The 24,254-nt window shown below is 71.6% G+C and carries 21 protein-coding genes; 10 read left to right on the plus strand and 11 right to left on the minus strand.

Annotated elements, in window-relative coordinates; all coding sequences use genetic code 11:
- Positions 1–4: 4 nt before the first annotated feature.
- Together ilvN and ilvC are read left to right on the plus strand one after the other, a co-directional pair.
- Positions 5–529: an acetolactate synthase small subunit gene (gene ilvN / locus ACFQSB_RS25125; protein WP_354847308.1), complete on the plus strand. Its 525-nt coding sequence runs from the start codon at positions 5–7 to the stop codon at positions 527–529.
- A gap of 52 nt (positions 530–581) precedes the next feature.
- Positions 582–1,568 carry a ketol-acid reductoisomerase gene (gene ilvC / locus ACFQSB_RS25130; protein WP_380829493.1) on the plus strand — a complete coding sequence of 329 codons (987 nt, stop codon included), beginning with the start codon at positions 582–584 and terminating at the stop codon, positions 1,566–1,568.
- A 67-nt stretch (positions 1,569–1,635) separates the two neighbouring features.
- Here the strand turns inward: ilvC and ACFQSB_RS25135 are convergent, their stop codons facing one another.
- Positions 1,636–2,505, minus strand: coding sequence for a hypothetical protein (locus ACFQSB_RS25135; protein ID WP_380829439.1), 870 nt, complete (start codon positions 2,503–2,505; stop codon positions 1,636–1,638).
- Positions 2,506–2,612: 107 nt separating this feature from the next.
- On the minus strand, positions 2,613–3,539 hold the full coding sequence (locus ACFQSB_RS25140; protein WP_380829440.1) for a hypothetical protein: 927 nt from the start codon (positions 3,537–3,539) through the stop codon (positions 2,613–2,615).
- A gap of 189 nt (positions 3,540–3,728) precedes the next feature.
- Between ACFQSB_RS25140 and ACFQSB_RS25145 the strand changes: the two genes are divergently transcribed.
- The gene (locus ACFQSB_RS25145) at positions 3,729–4,217 is read left to right on the plus strand and encodes a hypothetical protein (protein ID WP_380829441.1); all 489 of its coding nucleotides are present in this window, start codon (positions 3,729–3,731) and stop codon (positions 4,215–4,217) included.
- A gap of 201 nt (positions 4,218–4,418) precedes the next feature.
- On the opposite strand, the gene dacB is transcribed toward ACFQSB_RS25145, so the two are convergent.
- Positions 4,419–5,987 carry a D-alanyl-D-alanine carboxypeptidase/D-alanyl-D-alanine endopeptidase gene (gene dacB, locus ACFQSB_RS25150; protein ID WP_380829442.1) on the minus strand — a complete coding sequence of 523 codons (1,569 nt, stop codon included), beginning with the start codon at positions 5,985–5,987 and terminating at the stop codon, positions 4,419–4,421.
- Between the two features lie 144 nt (positions 5,988–6,131).
- Positions 6,132–7,424 carry a threonine--tRNA ligase gene (gene thrS / locus ACFQSB_RS25155; RefSeq protein WP_380829443.1) on the minus strand — a complete coding sequence of 431 codons (1,293 nt, stop codon included), beginning with the start codon at positions 7,422–7,424 and terminating at the stop codon, positions 6,132–6,134.
- Between the two features lie 526 nt (positions 7,425–7,950).
- Here thrS and ACFQSB_RS25160 point away from each other — a divergent pair.
- Positions 7,951–8,526 (plus strand): fascin domain-containing protein, encoded by a 576-nt coding sequence (locus ACFQSB_RS25160; protein ID WP_380829444.1) that lies wholly within the window; start codon positions 7,951–7,953, stop codon positions 8,524–8,526.
- 241 nt (positions 8,527–8,767) lie between these two features.
- Here ACFQSB_RS25160 and ACFQSB_RS25165 read toward each other — a convergent pair whose 3' ends face one another.
- On the minus strand, positions 8,768–9,310 hold the full coding sequence (locus ACFQSB_RS25165) for a DUF1707 and FHA domain-containing protein (RefSeq protein WP_354847326.1): 543 nt from the start codon (positions 9,308–9,310) through the stop codon (positions 8,768–8,770).
- Between the two features lie 89 nt (positions 9,311–9,399).
- Between ACFQSB_RS25165 and ACFQSB_RS25170 the strand changes: the two genes are divergently transcribed.
- From ACFQSB_RS25170 to ACFQSB_RS25180, 3 genes are read left to right on the plus strand one after another with little or no spacing between them, the layout of a single operon-like run.
- A complete protein-coding gene (locus tag ACFQSB_RS25170; protein WP_380829445.1) occupies positions 9,400–9,984 on the plus strand; it encodes a PadR family transcriptional regulator in 585 nt (194 codons plus the stop codon).
- Complete coding sequence (locus ACFQSB_RS25175) at positions 9,974–10,672, plus strand: ABC transporter ATP-binding protein (protein WP_380829446.1); 699 nt, start codon at positions 9,974–9,976, stop codon at positions 10,670–10,672. The genes ACFQSB_RS25170 and ACFQSB_RS25175 overlap by 11 nt, the downstream gene beginning before the upstream one ends.
- Positions 10,669–13,233 carry an FtsX-like permease family protein gene (locus tag ACFQSB_RS25180; protein ID WP_380829447.1) on the plus strand — a complete coding sequence of 855 codons (2,565 nt, stop codon included), beginning with the start codon at positions 10,669–10,671 and terminating at the stop codon, positions 13,231–13,233. Before ACFQSB_RS25175 ends, ACFQSB_RS25180 begins: the two co-directional genes overlap by 4 nt.
- A gap of 86 nt (positions 13,234–13,319) precedes the next feature.
- Here ACFQSB_RS25180 and ACFQSB_RS25185 read toward each other — a convergent pair whose 3' ends face one another.
- Complete coding sequence (locus tag ACFQSB_RS25185; protein WP_380829448.1) at positions 13,320–14,711, minus strand: MFS transporter; 1,392 nt, start codon at positions 14,709–14,711, stop codon at positions 13,320–13,322.
- Positions 14,712–15,206: 495 nt separating this feature from the next.
- Positions 15,207–16,106 (minus strand): hypothetical protein, encoded by a 900-nt coding sequence (locus tag ACFQSB_RS25190; protein WP_354924861.1) that lies wholly within the window; start codon positions 16,104–16,106, stop codon positions 15,207–15,209.
- A gap of 480 nt (positions 16,107–16,586) precedes the next feature.
- On the opposite strand from ACFQSB_RS25190, the gene serA reads away from it, so the two are divergent.
- Positions 16,587–18,176, plus strand: coding sequence for a phosphoglycerate dehydrogenase (gene serA, locus ACFQSB_RS25195; protein WP_354847344.1), 1,590 nt, complete (start codon positions 16,587–16,589; stop codon positions 18,174–18,176).
- A gap of 546 nt (positions 18,177–18,722) precedes the next feature.
- Positions 18,723–18,845 carry a hypothetical protein gene (locus ACFQSB_RS25200; RefSeq protein ID WP_354924863.1) on the plus strand — a complete coding sequence of 41 codons (123 nt, stop codon included), beginning with the start codon at positions 18,723–18,725 and terminating at the stop codon, positions 18,843–18,845.
- A 119-nt stretch (positions 18,846–18,964) separates the two neighbouring features.
- Here ACFQSB_RS25200 and ACFQSB_RS25205 read toward each other — a convergent pair whose 3' ends face one another.
- Genes ACFQSB_RS25205 through ACFQSB_RS25220 form a run of 4 tightly spaced genes read right to left on the minus strand, consistent with a single transcriptional unit; the run spans position 18,965 to position 22,910 of the window.
- A complete protein-coding gene (locus ACFQSB_RS25205; RefSeq protein WP_380829449.1) occupies positions 18,965–19,897 on the minus strand; it encodes an ROK family protein in 933 nt (310 codons plus the stop codon).
- Positions 19,894–21,087: a sugar ABC transporter permease gene (locus tag ACFQSB_RS25210; RefSeq protein WP_380829450.1), complete on the minus strand. Its 1,194-nt coding sequence runs from the start codon at positions 21,085–21,087 to the stop codon at positions 19,894–19,896. Before ACFQSB_RS25210 ends, ACFQSB_RS25205 begins: the two co-directional genes overlap by 4 nt.
- Entirely contained in the window at positions 21,084–21,803 is a 720-nt protein-coding gene (locus tag ACFQSB_RS25215; protein WP_354847355.1) for an ATP-binding cassette domain-containing protein, read from the minus strand. Before ACFQSB_RS25215 ends, ACFQSB_RS25210 begins: the two co-directional genes overlap by 4 nt.
- Positions 21,804–22,910, minus strand: a complete 1,107-nt coding sequence (locus ACFQSB_RS25220) for a sugar ABC transporter substrate-binding protein (protein ID WP_354924870.1) — start codon at positions 22,908–22,910, stop codon at positions 21,804–21,806.
- A gap of 126 nt (positions 22,911–23,036) precedes the next feature.
- Between ACFQSB_RS25220 and ACFQSB_RS25225 the strand changes: the two genes are divergently transcribed.
- Entirely contained in the window at positions 23,037–24,242 is a 1,206-nt protein-coding gene (locus ACFQSB_RS25225; protein ID WP_380829451.1) for an ROK family transcriptional regulator, read from the plus strand.
- Positions 24,243–24,254: the final 12 nt, after the last annotated feature.

A 24,254-nucleotide genomic window follows, 5' to 3' on the forward strand; every position in this document is an offset into this window, starting at 1 on the left:
ACGCATGAGCCGCCACACGCTGTCGGTTCTCGTCGAGAACAAGCCCGGTGTCCTGGCCCGGGTCGCCGCGCTGTTCAGCCGGCGCGGGTTCAACATCGACTCCCTGGCGGTCGGGCCGACCGAGCACGACGACGTCTCGCGCATGACCATCGTCGTCAACGTCGCCGAGCTGCCGCTGGAGCAGGTCACCAAGCAGCTCAACAAGCTGGTCAACGTGATCAAGATCGTGGAGCTCGACCCCTCCCAGTCCGTGCAGCGGGAGCTCACGCTCATCAAGGTCCGCGCGGACGCCGACACCCGTTCCAACGTGCTAGAACTGGTGCAGCTGTTCCGCGCCCGCTGTGTGGACGTGGCCACGGACGCGGTGACCATCGAAGTCACCGGCACGCCGGACAAGCTCGACGCCTTCATCAGGGTGCTGGAGCCGTTCGGTATCAAAGAGCTCGTCCAGTCGGGCATGGTGGCCATCGGCCGCGGCGCCCGTTCCATCACCGACCGCTCGCTCAGGGCCCTGGACCGCAGCGCGTGAGCCCTGCGGGCGCGAGCCGTAAGAATCCATGAAAGGCAAGCTAGTGACTGAGATCTTCTACGACGACGACGCCGACCTGTCGGTCATCCAGGGCCGGCACGTGGCGGTGCTGGGCTACGGCAGCCAGGGCCACGCCCACGCGCTGTCGCTGCGCGACTCCGGCGTAGACGTGCGAGTGGGCCTGCCCGAGGGCTCCAAGAGCCGCGAGAAGGCCGAGAACGACGGCCTGCGCGTCGTCACCCCGGGGGAGGCGGCCGAGGAGGCCGACCTCATCATGATCCTCGCGCCGGACCACATCCAGCGTCACCTGTACGCCGAGCACGTCGCGCCGAACCTGGTCGAGGGCGACGCCCTGTTCTTCGGCCACGGCCTCAACATCCGCTACGGCCTGATCGAGGCGCCCGAGGGCGTCGACGTGGCGATGGTCGCCCCCAAGGGCCCCGGCCACCTGGTGCGCCGCCAGTTCACCGCCGGCCGCGGCGTTCCGGTGCTGGTCGCCGTCGAGCGTGACGCGACCGGCAACGCCTGGCAGCTCGCGCTGTCCTACGCCAAGGGCATCGGCGGCACCCGCGCCGGCGCGCTGAAGACCACCTTCACCGAGGAGACCGAGACCGACCTGTTCGGCGAGCAGGCCGTGCTGTGCGGCGGCGTCTCCGAGCTGATCAAGGTCGGGTTCGAGACGCTGGTCGAGGCGGGCTACCAGCCCGAGGTCGCCTACTTCGAGTGCCTGCACGAGATGAAGCTCATCGTCGACCTCATGTACGAGGGCGGCATCTCCAAGATGTACTGGTCGGTGTCCGACACCGCGGAGTTCGGCGGCTACACCCGCGGCCCGCGCGTCGTCACCTCCGAGACCAAGAAGGAGATGCAGCGCATCCTGGGCGAGGTCCAGTCGGGCGCCTTCGCCCGCGAGCTGGTCGAGGAGTTCGACGGCGGCCAGGGCAACTTCCGCAAGTACCGCGAGGAGCTGTCCCAGCACCCCATCGAGCAGACCGGCGCCAAGCTCCGCCCGATGATGAGCTGGCTCAAGGAGAAGTAACCCGCACATCGACAAGTGATCGCCCGAGCCGCCCTCCGGCTCGGGCGATCATTTCGTTCCGGGTGGTTCAGGCGAACAGCTCGTCAACGGAGCCGACGGTACCGGCGCGTCGTCCCCATTTTTCGATCTGCGCCAGGTCGGAGCATTCCAAGATCTTGGCTCGCGCGTCATCGGGCAGCTCGATGCCCCGTGCGTCCAGCACGAGCAGCAACATCTTGGCCTCGCCCCTCGCCTCGCCCTCGGCGAGGCCGCGCCCGTAGTAGTGGCGAGCGAAGTCGCTCTTGTACTCGCGTGTACCGGTTTTCATGATCTCCTCCAGAACATCCCGGGCCGCTTCCGGAAGGATGGCCAGCACTTCGTCAATATAACCCTGCGCCTGCTCGGACTCGATGTTCTCGAGCCCTTCCAGCATCGCCGCGAAGATCTTCTCGCGGTCGGTGCCATCACCATGGATCATTGCCGACAGGACCGCGAGTTCCGGGTTGGTCCTCGCCTGCTGCGGATCGATGATCGTTGGGATCTCGTCGGGGCCCAGCACTAGCGGCTTGAACACCAGTCCGGGGTGGCCGAGAGGGATGGGCCGGGCACACCATCGGGCGGTTTCCCGCTGAGGGCTGATGACCAGGAGCACGACCGGACAGCGCCGGCGGGCGCGGAGGGTCGCCAGGTACGCGGGCCAACTCCATAGTTTGTCGTTGTCTTGGTGGCGTTGCACCTCGACGATGACGGCCATGGCGGGTTTGGTTCCGCTGAGCAGGCTGACCACGGTGTCGGCACGGTACTCGGTGGGGTTGTGCTCGGTAAGGTCGGCCGACTCCACGCGGGCCTCGGCGAAGACGGGGACGGCGTCGGGTTGGACGCATCCCAGCAGGTCGGCCGCCAGGGACGGGCGCTCTCGTATGAGTTCGAGCCAGATCTGGTGTTCTCTCGTAGGCACGACGTGAACACTATCCGTATTTGCTTGACCACTCTATGGAAACATGAAAGTCATTGCTTGACCCGTGGCTGCGAGATCTCCGGCGTCCGTCCCGTCGGGCCGAGGCCTCAGGTCGGGGTCGGGGAGTCACCTGCCTGCGGTCGGGGCGGGGTGGTGGCGTAGCAGGGAGGCAGGGGGGCAGGCACGACCGCGGCGGGGTCGAGGACGGCGCGGCGTTCGCCGGTCCGCGAAGGGCAGTGGTAGTCGCGGCTGATGCGGATGTCGGCCACTTTCGGAGCCAGGCGGTAGGTCGCGAAGGGCAGCGTGCACTCGGTGTGGCCGTCCTCCCAGCGCAGCCACACCACGTCGTCCTTGCGCGGGTTGGCCATGGCCGAGGTGTCGCGGCTGTCGTTGAGCGGCTGGTACTCGTCGGTGACGTCGCGGAACCGGCCGGTCTGACCGTGATCGTAGAAGCAGACGTAGGGCGAATCGCATCGGTTGGGATCCTCACCGCGAAGGGGGATGCCCTGCCCGGCGGCGGGCCGCAGGAACAGGGTCACCACCGTGGCGATCAGCGCGCCGGCCGCGAGCCCGGCCAGGCCGGCCAGCATGAGGCGGGTGCGGCCCGCCCGGGAGGACGCCTGGTCCGGGGGGTGGGGCTGGGATGTCGCTCCCTCGGCCTCTTGGGCGGCGGGCTCGAGGTCGCCCGGGGTGGCAAGCCGCCGCCAGGCGTCCTGCCAGCGCGCGACCTGCTCCTCGATCTGCTCGGACGGCAGGTCGCAGGCGGTGAGGCACGCCGTTACGTAGGCCTCGACGAAGGCCAGTCGCGGCAGGCCGGGCAGGCCCCGTCCATTGAGCGTGTAGGACACGGTGCTCGGCGGCAGGGCGTCCACCTGCTGGCCGTCGGGGGTGGTCGAGCGGCCGGCCAGATGGCGCAGCCGGCGCAGTGAGGGCCGTCCCGCCCAGAGCCTGAGCCGATCGAGCGCGTCGACGAATTCTCCGGGGGTGCTTGCGGTTGCCGGGTCCGGCGGAGGCGAGGTCACCGCATCGCCCATCTGAAGATCACCTTCCTGAGATCGGAGAGCGTGGCAATCGGCTGGACCTCTTGCGTCTTACGCCCGCCGTACGAGATCAGTCAATCGCGTCCAATAGTGTTGCGCCGCTTGTTGGACACCTTTCCGCCCAGGTGAGCTGGCTGTGCCTGGCCGATCCAGGCGAGACACCTCAGCGGAAGGACTCACGCAATGCACGTTGCAAGAAGCGTCGCGCTCGGCGCCGTCCTGGTGGCCGGCACGATCACCGCCGCGCCGACGGTCCAGGCGGCCACCTCCTCGGTTCCCCTGAGCTCGGCCGCCGCCCAGGCGTTCAAGAGCACCGCCGTCCAGGCCGCCCGCGGCAAGGAGACCGCCGTCGCCGCCGGGTCGCCGGCTGCCGCGGAGGCGATGGCACGGGCCGCGACATGCCTGCACATGTACCGCCCCGAGGTGCGTCCCGGCAAGATCGCCGCCACCGTCTGGGCGCCCGGCTGCCGCGGCGTGCTCTTCGGCACCAACCTGATGCGCAAGCGCGCATGGGGCTGGCAGACCATCAAGTACATCACCTGGCGCGGGCCTGGCCCTCGGACGCTCTACGCCAACTGCAAGAGGGGCAACAAGTTCACCTACATGACCGAGGCGTGGGTCGTCGCCGCGAACCGCCCGGTCTACAGCCCCACCCGTCGCGGCCGCTGCTGACCTCACCGGCCCGAACCTCGGCCTAGGCGCACGGCCGGTCACCCGGCCGGTCACATGGCGCGGAACATGGAGTTCGGCCTGGTTCGCCGGACGTGGTTTTGACCATGCCGCGTGGGGCGCCCGGAAATCCCTGTCGGGCGGCTCGCGGACGCCTGCCTTCGGGCCCGGCTCGTCGAAGCCGGGCCCGAGGTCATGGGCCGGTCAGCAGGGGGTGGGCTTGAGCCAGGAGCATTCGAGGCCGGTGTCCTCGGCTCCCGCGGGAGTGGCGGTCCTGAGCTGGGCGGGGGTGTCGACGGGGGTGTCGCGCTTGAACTGCGCGAGGCGTACGGCGATGGCGTCCTCGACGGCCGGCTTGGGGTTGCCGGTCAGGTAGTTGTTGGTGATGATCGAGAACACCAGCGGCTCGCCGTCGGCGCTGGTCACATAGCCCGACAGGCCCGAGACGCTGGTGAGCGAGCCGGTCTTGGCGTGCACGTTGTTCGCCGCCGCGGTGCCCGCCATGCGGCTGCGCAGCGTGCCGCCGGTGAAGCGGTCGGCGTTGCCGGCGATCGGCAGGGCGTCGTACCAGGTGCTGAACCACGGCTTGGCGCGCAGCGCGATGAGGTAGTCGGTCAGCTCGCCGGGGGTGACCCCGTCCAGCCGCGACAGGCCTGAGCCGTCGCGCAGGCGCACGTTCTTGACGCGGTTGGCCTTGGCGAAGACGGTGGTGACCGCGAGCCCGGCGTCCCAAGTGCCCTTGCCGGAGACCTTGCGGCCCATCGCCTTGGTCAGGATTTCGGCGTGCATGTTGTTGCTGAGCTTGAGGAACGGCACCAGGAGCTGGGAGAGCGGCATCGACTCGCGGGTGGCCAGGGCCTTGGCCCCCTCGGGCGCGGCGCCGCGCGTGGTCGGGCCGAGCAGGCGTACGCCGTGCTTGGCGAGCGCCTTGCGGAACAGCGAGGCGGCGTACCCGGTGGGGTCGTTGACGGCCACCCACTCGTCGTAGGTGTCGGCGACCGTGCCGGTGATCACGACGGTGTTGGTGCCGTGCACGCGGTTGACCACGACGTCGGTCTCGGCGCCGGTCGTGGCGTGATTCTCGATCTTGACGTAGTCGGTCTCGGGCGTCGTGGTCACCTTGGCGGGCGCGCCCGCCGCGGCGCCGGGTGCCACCGAGACGATCACCGAGCCCGCGTCGTAGTCGGTGTCGGGTGCGGCGGTGAGCGCCGAGATCTGGGCCGCGTAGTAGTACGGCTCGTCGTCCCAGGCCCAGTCGGTGCCGAGCCGCACGTCGTCGAACCAGGTGTCGTCGGCGACCAGCCGGCCCGTCACGAGCTTCACGCCGGCGCCGGCGACCTTCGCCGCCAGCGCGTCGTAGTCGGCGGCGAGCATGGTCGGGTCGCCGGTGCCCTTGAGATAGAGGTCGCCGGTGAGGGCCGACCCCGCCTTTCGGCCCGTGCCGAGCACGCTGGTGGTGAAGCGGTAGTCCAGGCCCAGGGTGTCCACGGCGGCGGCCGAGGTGAGCAGCTTGGTGTTGGAGGCGGGCAGGAAGATCTTCCCGGCGTCCTGCGCGTAGAGCTGCTCGCCCGTCGCGGCGCTCTTGACCACCACCCCGGCGCGGGCCACCACCAGGTTGGACGCGCTGAGGACCTGGTCGATGTCCTTGGTGAGGTCGGCCACGCCGGGGGCGGGGTCGGCCGCGCTCGCGGGCCCGCCTCCGGTCGCCTGCGTCAGCGTGGCCGTCAGGGCGGCGGCTGCCAGCATTGTGGTGAGTTGTCTACGTCTGTGCACGGGGTGCCTCCATGAGGGCTCGGCCTGGTGGGATCATCGACAACACCGCTCCGGCCGACAATACGGAAACCTACGTATGTCCACCCGGTGATCTCATACCCCCGCGACCCCGGCGCCGCCGCCCGGACGGTTGGCGCCGGTGTGTCAGGGACGGACGCCCTGGTCGTCCGGGGCGGCGGCGTCGTCCCACAGATCGGTGCTGTGCGCCTCGACCAGGGCGCGCACCCGGGCGAGCATCTCGGCGGCGGGCAGCGCGTCCAGGCGTCGCCCGTCCCGCAGGCGCGGGGCGACCTCCTCGCGGGCGGCCTCCCTGGCGCCGATCACCAGGTGGTAGGGCACCAGCCGGGCGGCCCGGACGCGGGCTCCCAGGCTGCCGTGCTCGGGCCCGGCGACCTCGGCGCGCAGCCCCAGTTCGGCGCAGCGGCGCAGCAGTCCGTCGGCGCGGGGCACCTCGGCCTGCGACACCGGCAGGACGGTGAGCTGGGTGGGGGCGAGCCAGGCGGGGAAGGCGCCGCCGTGCACCTCGATGAGATGGGCGACGGCCCGCTCCACGCTGCCGATGATGCTGCGGTGCACCATGACCGGCCGGTGCCGGGCGCCGTCCGGGCCGACGTAGTGCAGGTCGAACCGCTCGGGCTGGTGGAAGTCGACCTGGACGGTCGACAGGGTGGACTCACGGCCGGCGCCGTCGGCGATCTGGACGTCGATCTTGGGGCCGTAGAACGCCGCCTCGCCCTCGACGGCCTCGTAGTCCAGGCCGCAGGCCGAAAGCGCCCCGACGAGCAGGTCGGTGGAGCGCCGCCACAGCTCTGCGCCGGCGACGTACTTGCCGCCCGGCCCGGGCAGGGACAGCCGGTAGCGGGCCGGGCGGATGCCGAGGGCGCGGTAGGCCCGGACGATCATCGCCAGCGCCGCCGCGGCCTCCTCCTCGACCTGGTCCAGGGTGCAGAAGATGTGCGCGTCGTTCAACTGGATCGCCCGGACGCGGGTGAGCCCGCCCAGCACCCCCGACAGCTCCGAGCGGTACATGCCGCCCAGCTCGGCCATCCGCAGCGGCAGGTCGCGATAGCTGCGCCCCCGGGAGCGGTAGATCAGAGCGTGGTGCGGGCACAGGCTCGGCCGCAGCACGACCTGCTCGCCCCCCAGGTCCATCGGGGGGAACATGTCGTCGCTGTAGTGGGACCAGTGCCCGGAGATCTCGTACAGCTCCCTCTTGCCCAGCACGGGGGAGTAGACGTGCCGGTAGCCGGCCCGGCGCTCGGCGCCGCGGATGTACTCCTCCAGGGCGTGCCGCACGGCCGCGCCGTCCGGAAGCCAGTACGGCAGCCCCGCGCCGATCAGCGGGTCGGTGTCGAACAGGCCGAGCTCGCGGCCGAGTCTGCGGTGGTCGTGCATCCGCATCGTGGTCTCCTCGCGGGTGTCGAGGCGGGTGACCACACGGCGAAGCCCCGGGGCACTCGCCCCGGGGCTTCGGACTCAGAGTCAGCTGTCAGCGCGCCGGGACACTCCTCGGCGTCGTCGTCGAACCAGCGCGCTTCATGCCGGTCACGGTAGCAGAGGCCCGCGCGGCGGGCACGCGATAACCGGGGCAGGTCGAGGGCGGAGACGGGCGGATGATGCGTCGCGTGCCCGGCGGCGGATATCCGCCGGAGTGGTCGGACATCGTCCACCGGACGGAAAGTGAATTCGATTCCCGGCCATCGGTTGATGACGAGTGAAGATTTATAAATGCCTTATTTCATTGCGTCTGTGGCGCTGATCACATGCTATCTGTGCAGAATTACGCATACCGCTCGCCGTGGTTCTTCCTATCGTCTGCAGCGGCAAAGGCGGGGGCCGTAGGTGGCCGACTCCTCAGGGGCGGCCGCTGGTGGATCGTGCGCGGTGCCAGGTCAGGACGGGCGGCTGCCGGCATGGCCGTGCAGCCGGCCGATCACGCGGAAAGACCAGAGAAAGCAGGAAAATGAAGCTTAGAAATATCATCGCCGCGCTCGGCATGGTGTCGGTGGCGGGGCCGGTCATGATGGCCGCGATGCCCGCGGCGATCGCCGACACCGCCACCGTCGTGCAGCAGAGGCGCACGATTCCCGACTGGGACCTCGGCGACGACAGCTGCGCCGACGTCACGATCAAGTCGAAGGCCAACAACCAGTACGTCGCCGCCGAGGTGGAATACGGCGGATATGTATCCGGTCAGCTTCGCGCGCGGTCGGGAGGCGTCGGAGCCTGGGAGAAGTTCTCGATCTGCCCACAGGACGGCTACCAGACGATCTATTCGTACGGTGCCCAGCGCTACGTGAGTGCCGAGAAGAACTACACGGGCGCGGACAAGGGTATGTTGCGGGCACGCGCGACCAGTGTCGCTTCGTTCGAGAAGTTCCAGATCGAGCACAACAAGGCACAGGGCTACTACACCATCAAGTCCCTGGTCAATGGGAAGTACGTGAGCGCTGAGCTGGCCTACACGGGTGGCGGCTACGCCATGCTCCGGGCCCGGGCGGACAGCGTCGGCGATTACGAGAAGTTCCTGATTTCCTGATCTGCCGAAGGCATTCCTGGGCACGTGCCGCTGACCAGGAGGCCGACACGGCGTGATCGACCTGCGGGCCTCTGCCGTGCGCTCGCAGGTCGATCGATTACTCGTGTTCCGCGGAACGGACGAACGGGCGGGTCTCTGGGAGACTCGCCCGTTTCTTTTGGCCGTGATCGGTCGATGCGGCCTTCGGCCTCGGTGTACGGGCGCCGCCCGCAGCGCGGCGCCGGTCGGTGAACGACGGAGGTCAGGCCACCGGGGGGGCGAGGACGAAGGCGCACTCGCCGAAGGAGATCTCGTCGCCTTCACGGACGCGGGCCGGGCCGACCAGGCGCCAGCCGTTCAGCCGCGTGCCGTTGAGCGACCCGAGGTCGACCAGCAGCCACGACTCGGTCTCGCGGCGCAGCTCGGCGTGCACGCGCGAGACCGTCAGGTCGGTCAGCACCAGGTCGCACTCCGAGCCGCGGCCCACGACGTAGCGGGTGCGGCTGTCGACGGGGAGCGCCAGCCGGGGCAGCCGGGGGCGGCGCCAGGCCGTCTCGATGCGCGTGGTCAGGTCGGACACCGAGGCCACGGCCTCGGTCAACCGGCGGCGCCACCGCCCGGACGGCGGCAGGTCGGAGACCAGATCGGTGAGCTCGACCTGGCTGCGGGCCCGTAGCGCGCGGTCGACCCGTCCGAGGAAGGTGTCGTGCGAGATCTGACCCTCGAGGGCGTGATCGCGGAGCTCGTTGATGGCGCGATCGCGGTCCCCATCGGAGGCGCGCACAGGCGGGTGCGTCGAGCTCATGTCCCGAGTATCAGGCTGGCAACGGTGAGGTGTCCAGATTATGCGGGATCTGTTGCGCCGGGCATACTGAGTATGCATACTCGGTATTCATGTCCATCAGGCACGGCCTGCTCGCCCTGCTGTCACAGGGGCCGAGGTACGGCTACCAACTGCGCGCCGAGTTCGAGGCGTCCACGGGGGCGACCTGGCCGCTCAACATCGGCCAGGTCTACACGACGCTCTCACGCATGGAGCGCGACGGGATGGTGGCGCCGGGCGAGCAGGACGACCAGGGACGCGTCGTGTACGCGCTCACCGACAAGGGCCGGTCGGAGCTGGACCGGTGGTTCGCCACCCCCATCGCCCAGGCCGACCGGCCCAGGGACGAGCTGGTGATCAAGCTGGCGATGGCGGTCACCGCGCCCGCGGCCGACGTCCGGCGGGTCGTCCAGACCCAGCGCACCGCCACCATGCGCGCCCTGCAGGAGCTCACCCGCGCCAAGCGCGCCGTGACCGGGGCCGCGCAGCGGCTGGTGCTCGACTCCATGATCTTCCAGGCCGAGGCCGAGCAGCGCTGGCTCGACCACTGCGAGGCCGTGCTCGCCACATCACGGGAAACGGTCGTGTCCGCCGGTCCCCCGGAGACCACCGAGGCCGTACCCGCCACTTCTCAGGAGACCACCAATGACGACTGACCGCGTCGTCCGCCTCACCGGCGTGGCGCGCATCCACGGCAAGGGCGCCGGAGCCGTGCACGCCCTCAGAGACGTGAGCCTGGAGGTCGCCCCCGGTGAGCTGGTCGCGGTGATGGGTCCGTCCGGATCGGGCAAGTCCACCCTGCTGAACGTCGCCGGTGGTCTGGACCGCCCGACGGCCGGTGACGTCACCGTCGAGGGCGCCGACCTCGGCGCGCTGTCGGCCCGTGAACTGGCGCGCCTGCGACGGCGGCACGTCGGGTACGTCTTCCAGGACCTCAACCTGATCCCCTCGCTGACGGCCGCCGAGAACGTCATGCTGCCGCGCGAGCTGGACGGCGTCCGCGCCCGCCAGGCCAGGCGCGAGGCGGTGGCGGCGCTCGGCGAGGTGGGCGTGGCCGAGGTCGCCGACCGCTTCCCCGACGAGATCTCCGGCGGGCAGCGGCAGCGGGTGGCCATCGCCCGCGCGCTGGTGGGGGAGCGGCGGCTGCTGCTCGCCGACGAACCGACCGGCGCCCTCGACTCGGCGACCGGCGAGGACATCCTGGCCCTGTTACGCGCCCGCTGCGACGCCGGCGCCGCCGTCCTGCTGGTCACCCACGAACCCCGCCTGGCCGCCTGGGCCGACCGCGTCGTCTTCCTGCGCGACGGCGTGATCGCCGACAGCACCGCGGCGGTGACCGCGTGAGCGGGCTGCGAGCGGCCCTGCGGCTGTCCTGGCGGGACGCCCGGCGGTTCAAGGGCAGGAGCGCCCTGGTCGTCATCATGATCGGCTTGCCCGTCCTGGCGGTCACGGCGATGGCCGTCCTCCTCGTGACCTTCGACCTGACCCCTCGGGAGCGGCTGAACCGCGACCTGGGCACGTCGGACGCGCGGATCGTCGCCAGGGCGCCGGGCCGGCCGGTGCAGCAGGACGATACGGGGCAATTCTGGACACCCAAGGATCCGCGGACGACGCAGGAGACGCGGCCGGTGACGACGGACCGGCTGGCCGCACTGCTGCCTCCGGGCACCCGCATTGTGCCGATCACGCCCGGACGGGAGCTCTACGCGGGCCCTGCTCTCGACCCCACCAGGGTGGTCGAGCTCGACCTGCGTGACCCACTGACTCAGGGTCTCTATCCGCTCCGGCAGGGGCGGTTCCCCGCGAACCCGGACGAAGTCGTGGTGTCCTCCTGGCTCGCCCGGCACGGCGCTCCGCTCGGGTCGCCTATACGGCTGTCCGGCTCGGCCACCGACCATCCGGTCGTCGGGGTCGTGGACGACGCCGACCGCCTCGACCTCGACGTGGTGGTCACGCTCCCCGCGCCCGAGGCGCGCGAGCGAGCGGTCGAATGGCTGGTGGACACGCCGGGGCCCGTGCGATGGAAGGACGTGCGGCGGTTGAACGCCGAAGGGTTGTCGGTGACCTCGCGCGCCGTGGTGACCGGCAGGGATTCCGGGACTTCATGGCGCATCCGGTCGGCTCCGAGGATGAGACCCGTGGACCTGGCCGTCGGCGGGCTGGTCGTGACGATGGTGGTGCTGGAGATCGTCCTGCTGGCCGGTCCCGCGTTCGCGGTGGGCATCCGGCGCCGCCGCCGCGAGCTGGCGCTGGTCGCCGCGCAGGGCGGCTCCGCCCGCCACCTGCGGTCCATCGTGCTCGCCGACGGGTTCGTGCTCGGCGGTGTCGCCACGGTGCTCGGCCTGGCCGCGGGGCTCGCCGCCGCACGCGGCGCCATCCCGATCTTGGAGAGCGTGAACGGCGCCATCGCCGGACCGTACGAGGTGCCGATCCGCTATGTCGCCGCGGTCGCGGTGCTCGGCCTGGGCAGCGCGGTGGCGGCCGCGGTGATGCCCGCCCGCCGGGCCGCCCGCGCCGACGTCGTCGCGGCGCTGGCCGGACGGCCGGCGCAGGCCCGCGTCCGGAACGGCCTTCCTCTGGCCGGCCTCGCGCTCGTCGCCGCCGGCTTCGTGATCACTCTTGGCTGGAGAGCGAACCGCCGCGTCATCTCGTTGCTGAGCGACCTCAGCCTCGCGGCCGGAGCGTTCTGCACGATGGTGGGGCTCGTCCTGCTCACCCCGTGGCTGGTGCGGGTCGCGGGCCGGCTCGCCGCCCGCCTGCCGCTGCCGTTCCGGCTGGCCGCGCGGGACGCGGTGCGCAACCGGGGACGTACCGCCCCGGCGGTCGCCGCCGTGGCCGCCGCGACGGCCGGATTGGCAGCCTGCATGATCGCCGCGGCCAGCGCGGAGACACGCTGGCTGCACGACTACCACCCCCAGGAGGTGGCCGGCGCACTGACGGTCGACATCGGCCAGCCGACGGACGAGCGGGCCGAACGCGTGCGCACGGCGTTGCGGAGCGCGCTGCCGGGAGTGCCGCTGGCCGAGGTGTACCGGCCCGCGGACAGCGTGAGCGCCTACGGGATGCAGCTCGCCGACTGCGCGACCAGGACGGAGTGCGGAAACCCGTACGATGGCAACGCCTCCCGCATCGGGGGGCCCGACCTGGCACGCTATCTCGCCGGCCGCGACGACCCCCGAGCGGCGGCCGCCCTGGCGGCGGGCAAGGTCCTGGTGTTCCGGCCCGGCGCGGTGCGTGCGGGCGCGGTGCGGCTGCGCGTGCTCGGCGGTGAGCCCCGAGAGGTCAGCGTGCCGGCCGTGGAGGTGCGCGCGACTCGCGCCGCCGTCACCGACGTCCTGGTGCCGACGCGGACGGCGACGGAGCTCGGCTTACGGCCGCGGCTCACGGGGTTCGTCGTCGACCCCGGCCGCCACCAGGTGACGCCGGAGGAGGTGGACAAGGTCCAGAGCCTGGCGAAGGCATGGCGGTCCGGCGTCTACGTCTACGTCGAGCGGGGCCCGGTGAACCCGATGGAGGTCACGCTGCTGGTCCTGGCGGGGGCGGCCGTCGTCCTGGTCCTGGGCGGGACGTTCGCCGCCACCGGCCTGGCCGTGGCCGACGCCCGGCCGGACCTGGCCACGCTCGGCGCGGTGGGCGCGCCGCCCGGCCTGCGGCGGCTGGTGACGCTCGGGCAGGCGTGGTTCGTGGCCGTGACGGGGATGGCCGCCGGCACGGTCGCGGGTCTGTCCCTCGGCGTGGCCGCCATGGAGTCGACGTCCATCGCGCACCGAGTGCCGGTCTACAACCCCATCACCGTTCCGTGGGGCTCCATCGCCGCGCTGGTGGTCGCGCTGCCCCTGCTGGCGGGTCTGGTCGCCGCGGCGTTCACCCGAGCCCGGGTCACACCGCCTCGCCGCACGACCTGAGGCGACCGGCTCGCCGGGTGCGGGGCGCAAGGGCCGCGGTCGCTGCCCTCGCACACGGGGCAGGGGTCGTCGACCAGCAGGCCGGGTCAGGCCGGGGTGCCACGGGAGGCGGTGCCGTCCGCGGTGGCGGGCTCGGCGGTGTCGGCCTTGGCCAGGTCGTCGGCGGTGAGGTCGTACTTGACCGTCATCCAGATGCCGAGGCCGACGATGACGGCCGGGATGACGGCCTGCGCCAGGATGATCGCGGTGAGCGCGCTGCCGGGCTGGGTGACCGGGTGCTCGGGGTCGGAGGAGACGAAGCCTCCCGCCGCGAGCACCACGCCGACCACCGCGGCGCCGAGCGCGGCCACCGCGCTCTCCACGGCCGTCCACAGGCCGGTGAACACCCCGCCCCTGCGCTTGCCGCTGCGTGCCGAGTCGTGGGCGATCACGTCGGCCAGCATGGAGAACTGCAGGAGCTGCAGGCCGGCGTACCCGACGCCGATCACCAGCGTCGCCAGGTGGGCGTAGAGCGCGCCGAAGACCGGGGTGAGCGCGACCGCCAGGCCGCCGACGAGGAACAGCGCGCCGGCCAGGAGCATCGCCCCTCGCTTGTCCATCTTGCGCGCCGTCCACACCCACAGCGGCATGGTGATCAGCATGGGCCCCACCAGCGCGGCGAACAGGGTGCTGGTGGCCGAGACGTCCTGGACGATGTACGAGGCGAAGTACGGGGCGCCGGCCAGCATCACCCCGGCCGCGAGCGTCTGGGCGCTGGAAAGGCCGAGCAGCCACATGAACGGACGGCTGGCCCGCGCCGCGGCGAGCTGGGTGCGCAGGCTCGACTCCGGCTCGACGGCGCCGGTCATCGGGGCCTTGGCCGTGCCGAGGAAGGAGGCCAGCATGGACAGCAGCAGCAGCGCCCCGAAGGCGATGCCCATCGTGCGGTAGCCGTCCAGCGAGTGAGCCGCGATGGCGGGCGCGATGATGCCGCTCAGCGCGATGGCGAGCGCCACGAAGATCATGCGCCACTGCAGCAGCGAGGTGCGCTCGTGGTAGTCGCCGGTCATCTCGGCGGGCATCGCCTTGAACGGCACCTCGTACAACGCGTACCCGGTGGCGGCCAGCAGGAAGAAGGCGCCGACGAACAGGGCGGCGGGCGTGCCGGTCAGCGGCGGGCCGGAGAAGGTGAGCGCGAAGGCCGCCGGCAGGATCGCCGCGCCGGCCAGCAGCCAGGGCCGCCGCGGGCCCCAGCGGGAGACGGTGCGGTCCGACCACTGGCCGACCAGCGGGTTGATGACCAGGTCCCACGCCTTGGGGGCGAAGACCACGACGCCGGCCAGCAGCGGCGGGACCGCCAGGATGTTGGTCATGTAGAACAGCAGCAGCAGGCCGGGGATGGCGCTGAAGGTGGCGGTGCAGAACGAGCCCACACCGTAACCGAGCCGGACGCTTCGCGGGACGGCCGTGACGGGAGTCGCCGTGGTCGAAGGAACCATTGCGCCATTACAGACCAGCAAGCGTTTGGCCGCCAGCCCTCCCGGGCCGCAGCTCGGTGACGATCGTGCGGCGCCACCCCGCCTGCCATGCCCGGCCCGCTCCGCCTGCCATGCCGCCACCCCGTCGGCGGTCCTCGCCGTCCCGTCCGGCGCCCTTCGCCACACCGTTCGGCCGGCGGTTCCAGCGGTCCGGGCTCCGGTTCGTCCGCCGGCTCCCGTGGACCGTCCCTTCGGCCTTGACCGGCGTTTCGCCGAGGCGTGGTCAAGGCGGCGGGCCCGGTCGTTTCGGGGCTTCCGGGAGGCGGCGCGGGCCGGGCCGGAAAGTCAGGAACCGGAGTCAGAGCGCGGCGCGGGGGCGGGACGGCGGGCGGTCGCCCGTCCCCGGCCGCGCCGGGCTCGGCGGCGGCCGTGGAACGGCGGCCGCCGGCCGCGATGGCGGCCGCGGATCGGCAGCGGCCGGGCTCGACGGTGGCCGGGGATCAGTGGCGGCCGGGGTCAGCAGTCGGAGACGTCGGCGCACACGACGTGGGCGCCGAGCTCGATCATGCGGCGTTCGGTGTTGGCGTCCGCCACGCGGGCCATGAGCACAGGCGCCTCGCTGGCCGCCAGTTGCGGCAGCCGGGCGCGGACCATGCGGTGCAGGTCGCGGACGATGTCCTCGGCGTCACGGGTGTGCACCTTGACGTGCAGCATGATCCCCGAGGAGCCGGAGACCGTGCGGGCCTCGGAGATCCAGACGTGGTGCACCAGCGGGAAGTCGCGCAGCAGCTCGGAGATCGCCACGCGCAGCGCCGGCAGGATCGGATGGGCGCACCGCTTGTACCCGGGATCGACCTGCTGCATCGGCCCCGACAGGTGGGGGCGCGGAGCGGGGATCCACGCCCTCGCGGGGGCGTCGTGCGCGCTCTGCGCCACGGGGGCGGTCAGCGTCTCGTTCCGCCCGAAGGCCGGCGCGCTCGGCACGGTGCTGTGGCGGGACACCGTGGCCATCGCGCCGGTGGCGTAGGCCGTGGGCGACGCGCTGGACAGGGCCGGCGCGTGCTGGCCGCTCCGCGTGGAGGCGAGATAGCGCTGCAGGTCCTCGATGGGGACGGCCGCCGCCGCCGGTCCCGCCGCGTCGATGACGATCTCCCGCACACCGGTGACGCGCTGGATGTCGAGGATGGTGTCGGCGTCGCACGCCGACAACGAGTGGTTGCCGCGGTGCCGTGCGTAGGTGCTCGGACCGGTGTACCCGAGCAGGACGCGATCGCCGGCCTGCGTCGTGCCGAGCACGACGGACCGGTCGGGGCGCACGGCCACCAGGATGCCCCACTCGGCAAGAGCCGCCAGTAGTCGGTGCGGGCTGCCGTGCTGCGCGAGCACTTCTCCGAGAGCGGGGTTCCCGATGCTCATACGACAAACGATAGGTAGTAGGACACGGCTTATCAGCCTAATCGTCAAGAAATGTTGTGAGCAATACCAAGATGGCGGCTCGCGCGTGGAATCCCGCGCAGGTGGGTAAGCGCCCCACGTCTCACATGCTGGACGGCTCGACTGGGCCGAATAACCTCGCATACCGGACAGAACACCCAGGTCGGCGTGCCTTGCGAAGCGGTCGGTGGCGGCGAAATCATCTCACATAGTGGACGTTTTGGGCCTCGGCGGCGCCGAGAAGGTTCCCGCGGCCTACCGGGCCGGCCGCAGGCGGCCGCAGAATCTCGTGTGATCGATCGTTCCGGACCCCGCGCGGCCCGATCGTGGTCGGTCGTCCCGGATGCCCCATGTGGCCGCGGGCGGCGCGGCGTCTCGGATGGCGGACGCTCGTGAGTGCTTTCACAAGCCCGGATAGACTCGAACCTTGTCCGTGCATCCGCACTTCCCAAAGGACTACCCGTGAACAAGCCCGTCGTCCTGGTCGCAGAGGAGCTGTCCGAAGCTGGTCTGGCCGTGCTCGGAGCGGACTTCGAGGTCCGTCACACCGACGGCGCCGACCGCTCGCAGTTCCTGCCCGCTCTCGCCGAGGTGGACGCGCTGATCGTGCGCAGTGCCACCCAGGTGGACGCCGAGGCGCTCTCCCACGCGCCCCGCCTGCGCGTCGTCGCCCGAGCCGGGGTCGGCCTGGACAACGTCGACGTGGAAGCCGCCACCAAGGCCGGTGTCATGGTCGTCAACGCGCCGACCTCCAACATCACCAGCGCCGCCGAGCACACCGTCGCCCTGATCCTCGCCAGCGCCCGCAACGTCGCCCAGGGGCACGGCGCGCTGAAGAACGGCGAGTGGAAGCGCTCCAAGTACACCGGTGTCGAGCTCGACGAGAAGGTCGTGGGCATCCTCGGCCTGGGCCGCATCGGCCAGCTGGTGGCGCAGCGCCTGGCCCCGTTCGGCGTCGAGCTGATCGCCTACGACCCCTACCTGCAGCCGGCCCGCGCCGCGCAGATGGGCGTGCGGCTGGTCTCGCTGGAGGAGGTGCTCAAGCAGGCCGACTTCATCACCGTGCACCTGCCCAAGTCCAAGGAGACCATCGGGCTCATCGGCGACCGGGAGCTGCACACGGTCAAGCCGTCGGTCCGCATCGTCAACGTCGCCCGCGGCGGCATCGTGGACGAGGCCGCCCTCTACGCCGCCATCAAGGAGGGCAGGGTCGCCGGCGCCGGCATCGACGTGTTCGCCAAGGAGCCCTGCACCGACAGCCCGCTGTTCGAGCTCGACAGCGTCGTGGTCACCCCGCACCTCGGCGCCTCGACCCACGAGGCCCAGGAGAAGGCCGGCACCCAGGTCGCCCGCAGCGTCAAGCTCGCGCTGGCCGGCGAGTTCGTCCCGGACGCCGTGAACGTCCAGGGCGGCGCCGTCGCCGAGGACGTCAAGCCGGGCCTGCCGCTCGCCGAGAAGCTCGGCCGGGTCTTCACCGCCCTCGCGGGCGAGGTCGCCACCCGCCTGGACGTCGAGATCCGCGGCGAGATCGCGGCCCATGACGTGCGGGTGCTCGAGCTGGCCGCGCTGAAGGGCGTGTTCACCGACGTCGTCGAGGACTCGGTGACCTACGTCAACGCCCCGCTGCTCGCCAAGGACCGCGGCGTGACGGTCGAGCTGGTCACCAGCGACGAGAGCCCCGACTGGCGCAATGTCGTCACCGTCAGGGGCGTGCTGGCCGACGGCCGCACCGTGTCGGTGTCCGGCACGCTGTCCGGGCCGCGCCAGATCACCAAGATCGTCGAGGTCAACGGCTTCCAGATGGAGATCGAGCCGACCGAGCACCTGGCGTTCTTCACCTACGCCGACCGGCCGGGCATCGTCGGCATCGTGGGCAAGATCCTCGGCGAGCGCGAGGTGAACATCGCCTCCATGCAGGTCTCGCGGGACGCCAAGGGCGGGCGGGCGCTCATCGCGCTCACCGTGGACTCCTCCATCCCGGCCGAGGTCGTCGACCAGATCGCCCAGGAGATCGGCGCCGAGGGCGGCCGCACGGTGGACCTCGCCGACTGATCGCCCCGCCGCCTCCCGGTTCGGTTCCGCGGGAGGCCGGCACCCCTTTTCGCACGCTGAGCGATGGCCGAAGGCCCGCCGCCCGTCCGGGTGGCGGGCCTTTGTCGTCTCACATATCGAGATACTAGGTCTTCCTAGCAGACAGGCTCGCTACTGGCAGGTAACGTGGTCGGAGATGACGCGCCAGGTACTCGTAGTCCTTGCCTGCCGCGGCGGGGCCTGATAAGGGCAGGCCGGCGACCCGCCGCGGTGATGCCGCCGTTCGCCCGGCCGTGAGACCCGCGGCACTTCCGTTCCGTGACCCGGAGCGGGGAGCCGCCCGGAGTGCGGGTTCGCGATCCGAGATCCGCGCGATCCAGCCGATCCAGTCCATCCGGCTGTTTCACCGTGTTCATCGTTCCGCCGAGGTTCCGCCGAGGTTCCGCCGAGGTTCCGCCGAGGTCCGTCGAGGTCCGTCGAGGTCCATCGAGGTTCGTCGAAGTTCCGTCCGACCCATCCGACCGCGTGCGCCGACGCGCGCATGCCCACCAGCGAGCGAGACGTGCCATGTACGACATGTATCCCTGGAACAGTCCCACCACCGAAGAGCACCGCCACGAGGACGAGACGCCCGACCCCGTGCAGACGGCGCTCGACCGCCGCGACAACGGCGGCCTGCCGGAGAACTGACCGCCTGCCGGAGAACTGACCGCCTGCCGGAGAACTGACGGTTCGCTGGAGAACCGGCAGCCCGCCGGAGCAACCCGCGGCCCGCTGGAGACCGCCACGGCCCGCTGGACGACCAGCGGTCACGCCCCTCCCGGCCGGCTCGCGTCTTCCCGTACCGGGCGGCCGCTCGCGGTCAGCGCCAGCGCCAGCGCGCCGAACAGCGGCGCGTCGTCGACGAATCTGGCCGCCGTGATCTCGGGCGGGAACGGGACCGCCCGGCGGATCTCGGCCGTCAGCCGGGGCATGATGTGGTGCGACGCGCCCATCAGCCCGCCGCCGACCACCACGCGTTCGGGGTCGAGCACCACGCACACGTTGGCGACCGCCATCGCCAGTGCCGCGACGGCCCTGTCCAGCAGCGCCCGCACCGCCGGATCGTCGCCGGCCTCGAAGAGCGAGGCGGCGCTCACCGGCCGTCCCAGGAGCGCCGCTCCCTGCCGCGCCAGCGCGTGCCCTGAGATGATCTCCTCGAGCGGCGCGTGGCCTTCGCTGAACGCGAGGTCCCCCGGCTCGCCGAGCAGGTACCCGATCTCGCCCGCCGCGCCGTGCGCCCCCGGCGCCACCCTCCCGTCGACCACGAGCGCCGCCGCGAGGCCGGTGCCGAGGTTGAGGTAGAGCCCCGTTCCGACGCCGCGGAGCGCGCCCCAGCGCAGTTCCGCGGCGGCCGCCGCGTTGACGTCGTTGTCGATCGCGACCGGCGTGTCGCCGAACTCCTCCCGGAGCAGCCGGGGAAGCTCCAGCCCCTCCCAGCCGGGCACGGTAGGCGCGAGCCGCACCGTCTCCCCCCTGATCACCCCGAACGTGGACACCCCGACCGCCTGGAGCGTTCCGGACCGGCCCGCGAGCTCGGCGGCGGCGTCGAGGGACCTGCGCAGCACCTGCTGGGCGCCCTCGTCGCCCCGGGTCGGCAGCCGCACCTTGCGCAGCGGCCGGTCGACGTCGTCCGCCGAGGCGGTGGCGAGGGCGACCTTGGTGCCGCCGAAGTCGATGCCGAGCAGGACCCGCCGGCTCACGGGGTGCTTCCGCGGCGGGCCAGCGAGTCGATCGCCACGGCCAGGGCCAGGACGCTCGCGGTGACCATGTAGCGCACCGAGGAGTCGAGGTTCAGCAGCAGCATGCCGTTGGTGATCGCCTGGATCACCAGGATGCCGAGCAGCGCCGCGTAGGTCCGTCCCCGTCCGCCGAACAGAGACGTGCCGCCGATGACGGCCGCCGCGATGGCCATCAGCAGCATGTCGCTGCCGCCGGAACTCTGGTTGACCGCCGACAGGCGGCTGGCCGCCAGGATGCCGCCGAACGCGGCGAGGCTTCCCGACAGCACGAACGCGAGCACGCGGATGCGGGTCACGTTGATGCCCGCGCGCCGGGCCGCCTCGGCGTTGCCGCCCACGGCGTACATCCAGCGCCCGAAGGCGGTGTGCCGCAGCACCAGGTCCAGAATGACCACGAGCGCCGCGAAGATGACCAGCAGCAACGGCACGCCCCGGTCGGCCTGCAGCACGACGACCGCCGCCGCGAGCACCACGGCGAGCAGGCCCGCGCGCACCACCGCCCAGGAGGCGGGCCCGACGGGCAGATCGGCGGCGATCCGGAGCCGCCGGCCGAGCAGCAGGGAGCCGCCGTAGGCGCCGACGAGCGCCACGGCGAGCGTCCAGGCGAGCCATGGCGGCAGCCACGTGTCGCTCAGTTTCGCCACGAATCCGTCGAAGGGCAGGTTGATGGTGCCGCGCTCGCCGAGCAGGAACAGCAGCAGCCCCTGCCATCCGATCAGCCCGGCCAGCGTGACCACGAAGGACGGCATCCGGACCCTGGTGAACAGCAGGCCGTGCACCAGCCCGATCGCCGCGCCGGCCGCGACCGCCACCACGATGGCGAGCAGCGGGTTCCAGCCCTGCCGGACGTTCATGATGGTCATGATGACCGCGCACAGGCCGCTCACCGAGCCGGCGGCCAGGTCGATCTCGCCGAGGAGCAGCACCATGATGATGCCCAGCGAGATCGTCCCGGTGGCCGCCATCTGCAGGGCCAGGTTGGTCAGGTTCTCCGGTGACAGGAAGTGCTCGTTCAGCGATCCGAACACCACGGCGATCGCGATCAGGCCGCCGACGACGGGCCAGGCGCCGAGGTCGCCGCGCCGCATCCGTTCGACGGCCCGCTTCGGGCTGTAGGGCTTGTGCGCGGGCCGCACGGTCGTCGAGCTCATGCGGCGGCTCCGGTGATGGCGGCCACGATGGACTCCTGTGAGGTGTCGGCCGTACGGAACTCCCCGGCGTTGCGCCCGAGGCGCAGCACGACGACGCGGTCGCTGACGGCCCGCACGTCGGCCAGGTTGTGCGAGATGAGCAGGACGGCGAGCCCGCGGTCGCGCAGCCGCCGGATCAGGCCGAGGACCTGGGCGGTCTGCTCGACGCCGAGGGCGGCGGTGGGCTCGTCGAGGATGACCAGCCGGGGCTCGCCGATCAGGGCGCGGGCGATCGCCACCGACTGGCGCTGTCCGCCCGACAGCATGGCGACCGGCACCCGGATGTCGCGGATGCGCACGTCGAGCTGGGTGAGCAGGTCGCGGGCCGCCCGTTCCATGCGGATGTGGCCGAGCACGGACCAGCGCCGCCGCTCCGAGCCGAGGAACAGGTTGGCCACGACGTCGAGGTTCTCGCAGAGGGCGAGGTCCTGGTAGACGGTGGAGATGCCCATGGCCTGCGCGTCGTGCGGGTTGCCGACGCGGACCGGGCGATCGTCGATGGTGATCTCACCGCTGTCGGGGGAGATGACGCCGGAGATGGCCTTGACCAGGGTGGACTTGCCCGCGCCGTTGTCGCCGACGAGCGCCACCACCTCGCCCGGTCGCAGGTCCAGGCTCACGCCTTCCAGGGCCTGGACCGCGCCGTACCGCTTGGAGATGTCCTTCGCGCGGATCATCTAGCTGATGCCCGCCTTGGCGCAGGCGGCGGCCGTCTCGCCCTTGCAGATGTCCGCGGCCTTGTAGAAGCCGTCCTTCACGATGGTGTCCTTCACCTTGTCCGCGGTGACCGCGATCGGGTCGAGCAGGAAGGCGGGGATGTCGGCGGTGCCGTTGTTCACCGTGGTCGCGGCGGCGGGCTTGTCGCCCCTGCCGACCGCCACCGCCAGTTCGGCCGACTTCTCCGCCTCGCTCCTGATGTCGAGGTAGATGGTCATGTACTGCTCGCCGGTCAGGATGCGCTGGACGGCGGCCAGTTCGGCGTCCTGGCCGGTGATGGGCGGCGTCGGGTCGTACCCGGCGCGCTTCATCGCGGCGATCGCGCCGCCCGCCATGCCGTCGTTGGCGGACAGCACGCCGACGATCTGGTCGCGGCCGAGGGCGGTGACGGCCTGCTCCATCTCCTGCTGGGCCTTGTCGGGGCTCCAGTCGGGGGTGTCGAACTCCCGGCCGATCTTGACCTTGCCGTCCAGGACGTTGTGGGCGCCCTTCTTGTAGTCGGCGGAGCTCGGGTCGGTGGTCGCACCGTTGATCATGACGATCTGGCCCTTGGCCGCCGTGCCGTTCTTGGTGAGCGCGTCCAGGAGGGCCTGGCCCTGCATCTCGCCCACCCGCACGTTGTCGAAGGAGACGAAGTAGTCGTAGCCGATGCCCGAGATCAGCCGGTCGTAGGCGATGACCGGGACCTTCTTCTGCTTGGCCTGGTTGACCAGGGGTGCGACCGCGGCGGCGTCCACCGCGTCGAGCACGAGCACGTCGGCGCCCTGGGTGAGGGCCGCCTCGACCTGTTGCTGCTGCTTGGCGGCGTCCTGGTCGGCGTTGGAGTACAGCAGCCGGCAGTCGGGGCACAGGCTCTTCACCTTGGCCTCGAACAGCGGCCGGTCGAAGGACTCGTACCGGGTGGTCTTGGACTCGGGGAGGAAGAGCGCGATGGTCGGGGCCTTCTCGCCGTTCTCGCCGCCGGTGCCGGCCTGTCCGGTGGTTGAGGTGGTCGTGCCGGTGGAAGCGCCGCAGCCTGTCGCCAGCGCCGCCGCGACCAGGGGGACCGCGAACCATTTCGCCCTCATGCTTGCCTCTCAGGTGGTTCGAGGAGTTCTTGGCAGCATGCTGGACTTCGCGGGCCGCGTTTGGCAAGGTCTTTAACAAACTTGCGCGCGACCGTGACACGAGGCGGCCTGTGCCAATCTGGGGGCGTGGTGAGCAGCGGCGGTACGGCCAGCACGACAGCGGTGCTGCGCGTCATGAACGAGCGCGCGGTCTTCGCGGAGATCTTCAAGCTGGGCAAGGTGTCCCGGCCCGAGCTCGCGCAGGCCACCGGGCTGTCCAAGCCGACGATCTCCATGGCCCTGACCGGTCTCGAGCGCGCCGGCCTGGTACGGCCCGTGGGCCTGCGCGCCGGCAACACCGGGCGCGCCGCCCTGCTGTACGAGATCCGGCCGCAGGCCGGCTGGGTCCTCGCCGTCGACGTCGGAAGGGAGTTCGTCCGGCTGGCCCTGGCCGACCTGGTCGGCGACATCGCCGCCCGCAGGGACGAGCACCGCAGAGGCGGCGAGACCCCCGACGAGCTCGTCGCCTGGCTGGGCGGCCTGGCCCGCGAACTGGTCGACGAGGCGGGCGCGGCGCTCGCGGACATCACGCTGACGGTCTTCGGCACGCCCGGCATCCACGACAAGGAGACCGGCTCGCTCCAGCTCGCCCCGAACCTCCCCGGCTGGGATCGGCCCGGAGCGATCGAACTGCTGGCGGGCGTCGCCGCCGACGCGCCGTACGTCGTGGAGAACGACGTCGACCTCGCCGCCGTCGGAGAGGGGGCCTACGGCCTCGGCCAGGGGGTCGACCACTTCGCCCTGGTCTGGATCGGCACCGGCATCGGCATGGGCGTCGTCATCGACGGCAAGCTCTACCGCGGCGCGCAGGGCGCCGCCGGCGAGATCTCCTACATGCCGGTCGGCGAGGGAGACCCGCTGGTCAACCGCGGCCGGGGCATGCTGGAGTCCGTGGCGTCCGCCGACGGCGTGGTCGCGCTCGCCACCCGGCTCGGCATGGAGGGCGTGACCAGCGCGAAGGACGTCTTCGACGCCGCACGGGCCGCCGACCCGGTCGCCCGCCGGGTCGTCGCCATCGAGGCCGACCACATCGCGCACGCCCTGGCCGGGGTGATCGCCGTGCTCGACCCCCAGCTCGTCGTGCTGGGCGGCGGCATCGGCGTCCAGGCGGGCGACCTGCTGATCGGCCCGGTCACCGACTGCCTGCGCGACCTGGTGGCGCTGCGCGTCCCCATGATCGAGGCCTCCGACCTCGGCACGGAGGCGGTGCTGCTCGGCGCGATGGCCGTGGGCCTCACCGCGGCCCGCGACCTGGTCTTCGAGCGAGCCGTCGCCCAGGTTCCCCCGCTCTGACGCGCCGATCGT

The organism is Sphaerisporangium rhizosphaerae (assembly GCF_042665155.1).
Classification (GTDB): Bacteria; Actinomycetota; Actinomycetes; order Streptosporangiales; family Streptosporangiaceae; genus Sphaerisporangium; species Sphaerisporangium rhizosphaerae.

Excerpts from the sequence above, each read along its gene's own strand:
- ilvN (WP_354847308.1), top strand. The coding sequence starts at position 5 with ATGAGCCGCCACACGCTGTCGGTTCTCGTCGAGAACAAGCCCGGTGTC.
- ACFQSB_RS25140 (WP_380829440.1), bottom strand. The coding sequence starts at position 3,539 with ATGGGCGATGCGGTGACCTCGCCTCCGCCGGACCCGGCAACCGCAAGC.
- ACFQSB_RS25145 (WP_380829441.1), top strand. The coding sequence starts at position 3,729 with ATGCACGTTGCAAGAAGCGTCGCGCTCGGCGCCGTCCTGGTGGCCGGC.
- ACFQSB_RS25160 (WP_380829444.1), top strand. The coding sequence starts at position 7,951 with ATGAAGCTTAGAAATATCATCGCCGCGCTCGGCATGGTGTCGGTGGCG.
- ACFQSB_RS25165 (WP_354847326.1), bottom strand. The coding sequence starts at position 9,310 with ATGAGCTCGACGCACCCGCCTGTGCGCGCCTCCGATGGGGACCGCGAT.
- ACFQSB_RS25170 (WP_380829445.1), top strand. The coding sequence starts at position 9,400 with ATGTCCATCAGGCACGGCCTGCTCGCCCTGCTGTCACAGGGGCCGAGG.
- ACFQSB_RS25175 (WP_380829446.1), top strand. The coding sequence starts at position 9,974 with ATGACGACTGACCGCGTCGTCCGCCTCACCGGCGTGGCGCGCATCCAC.
- ACFQSB_RS25185 (WP_380829448.1), bottom strand. The coding sequence starts at position 14,711 with ATGGTTCCTTCGACCACGGCGACTCCCGTCACGGCCGTCCCGCGAAGC.
- ACFQSB_RS25190 (WP_354924861.1), bottom strand. The coding sequence starts at position 16,106 with ATGAGCATCGGGAACCCCGCTCTCGGAGAAGTGCTCGCGCAGCACGGC.
- ACFQSB_RS25200 (WP_354924863.1), top strand. The coding sequence starts at position 18,723 with ATGTACGACATGTATCCCTGGAACAGTCCCACCACCGAAGAGCACCGC.
- ACFQSB_RS25210 (WP_380829450.1), bottom strand. The coding sequence starts at position 21,087 with ATGAGCTCGACGACCGTGCGGCCCGCGCACAAGCCCTACAGCCCGAAG.
- ACFQSB_RS25215 (WP_354847355.1), bottom strand. The coding sequence starts at position 21,803 with ATGATCCGCGCGAAGGACATCTCCAAGCGGTACGGCGCGGTCCAGGCC.
- ACFQSB_RS25220 (WP_354924870.1), bottom strand. The coding sequence starts at position 22,910 with ATGAGGGCGAAATGGTTCGCGGTCCCCCTGGTCGCGGCGGCGCTGGCG.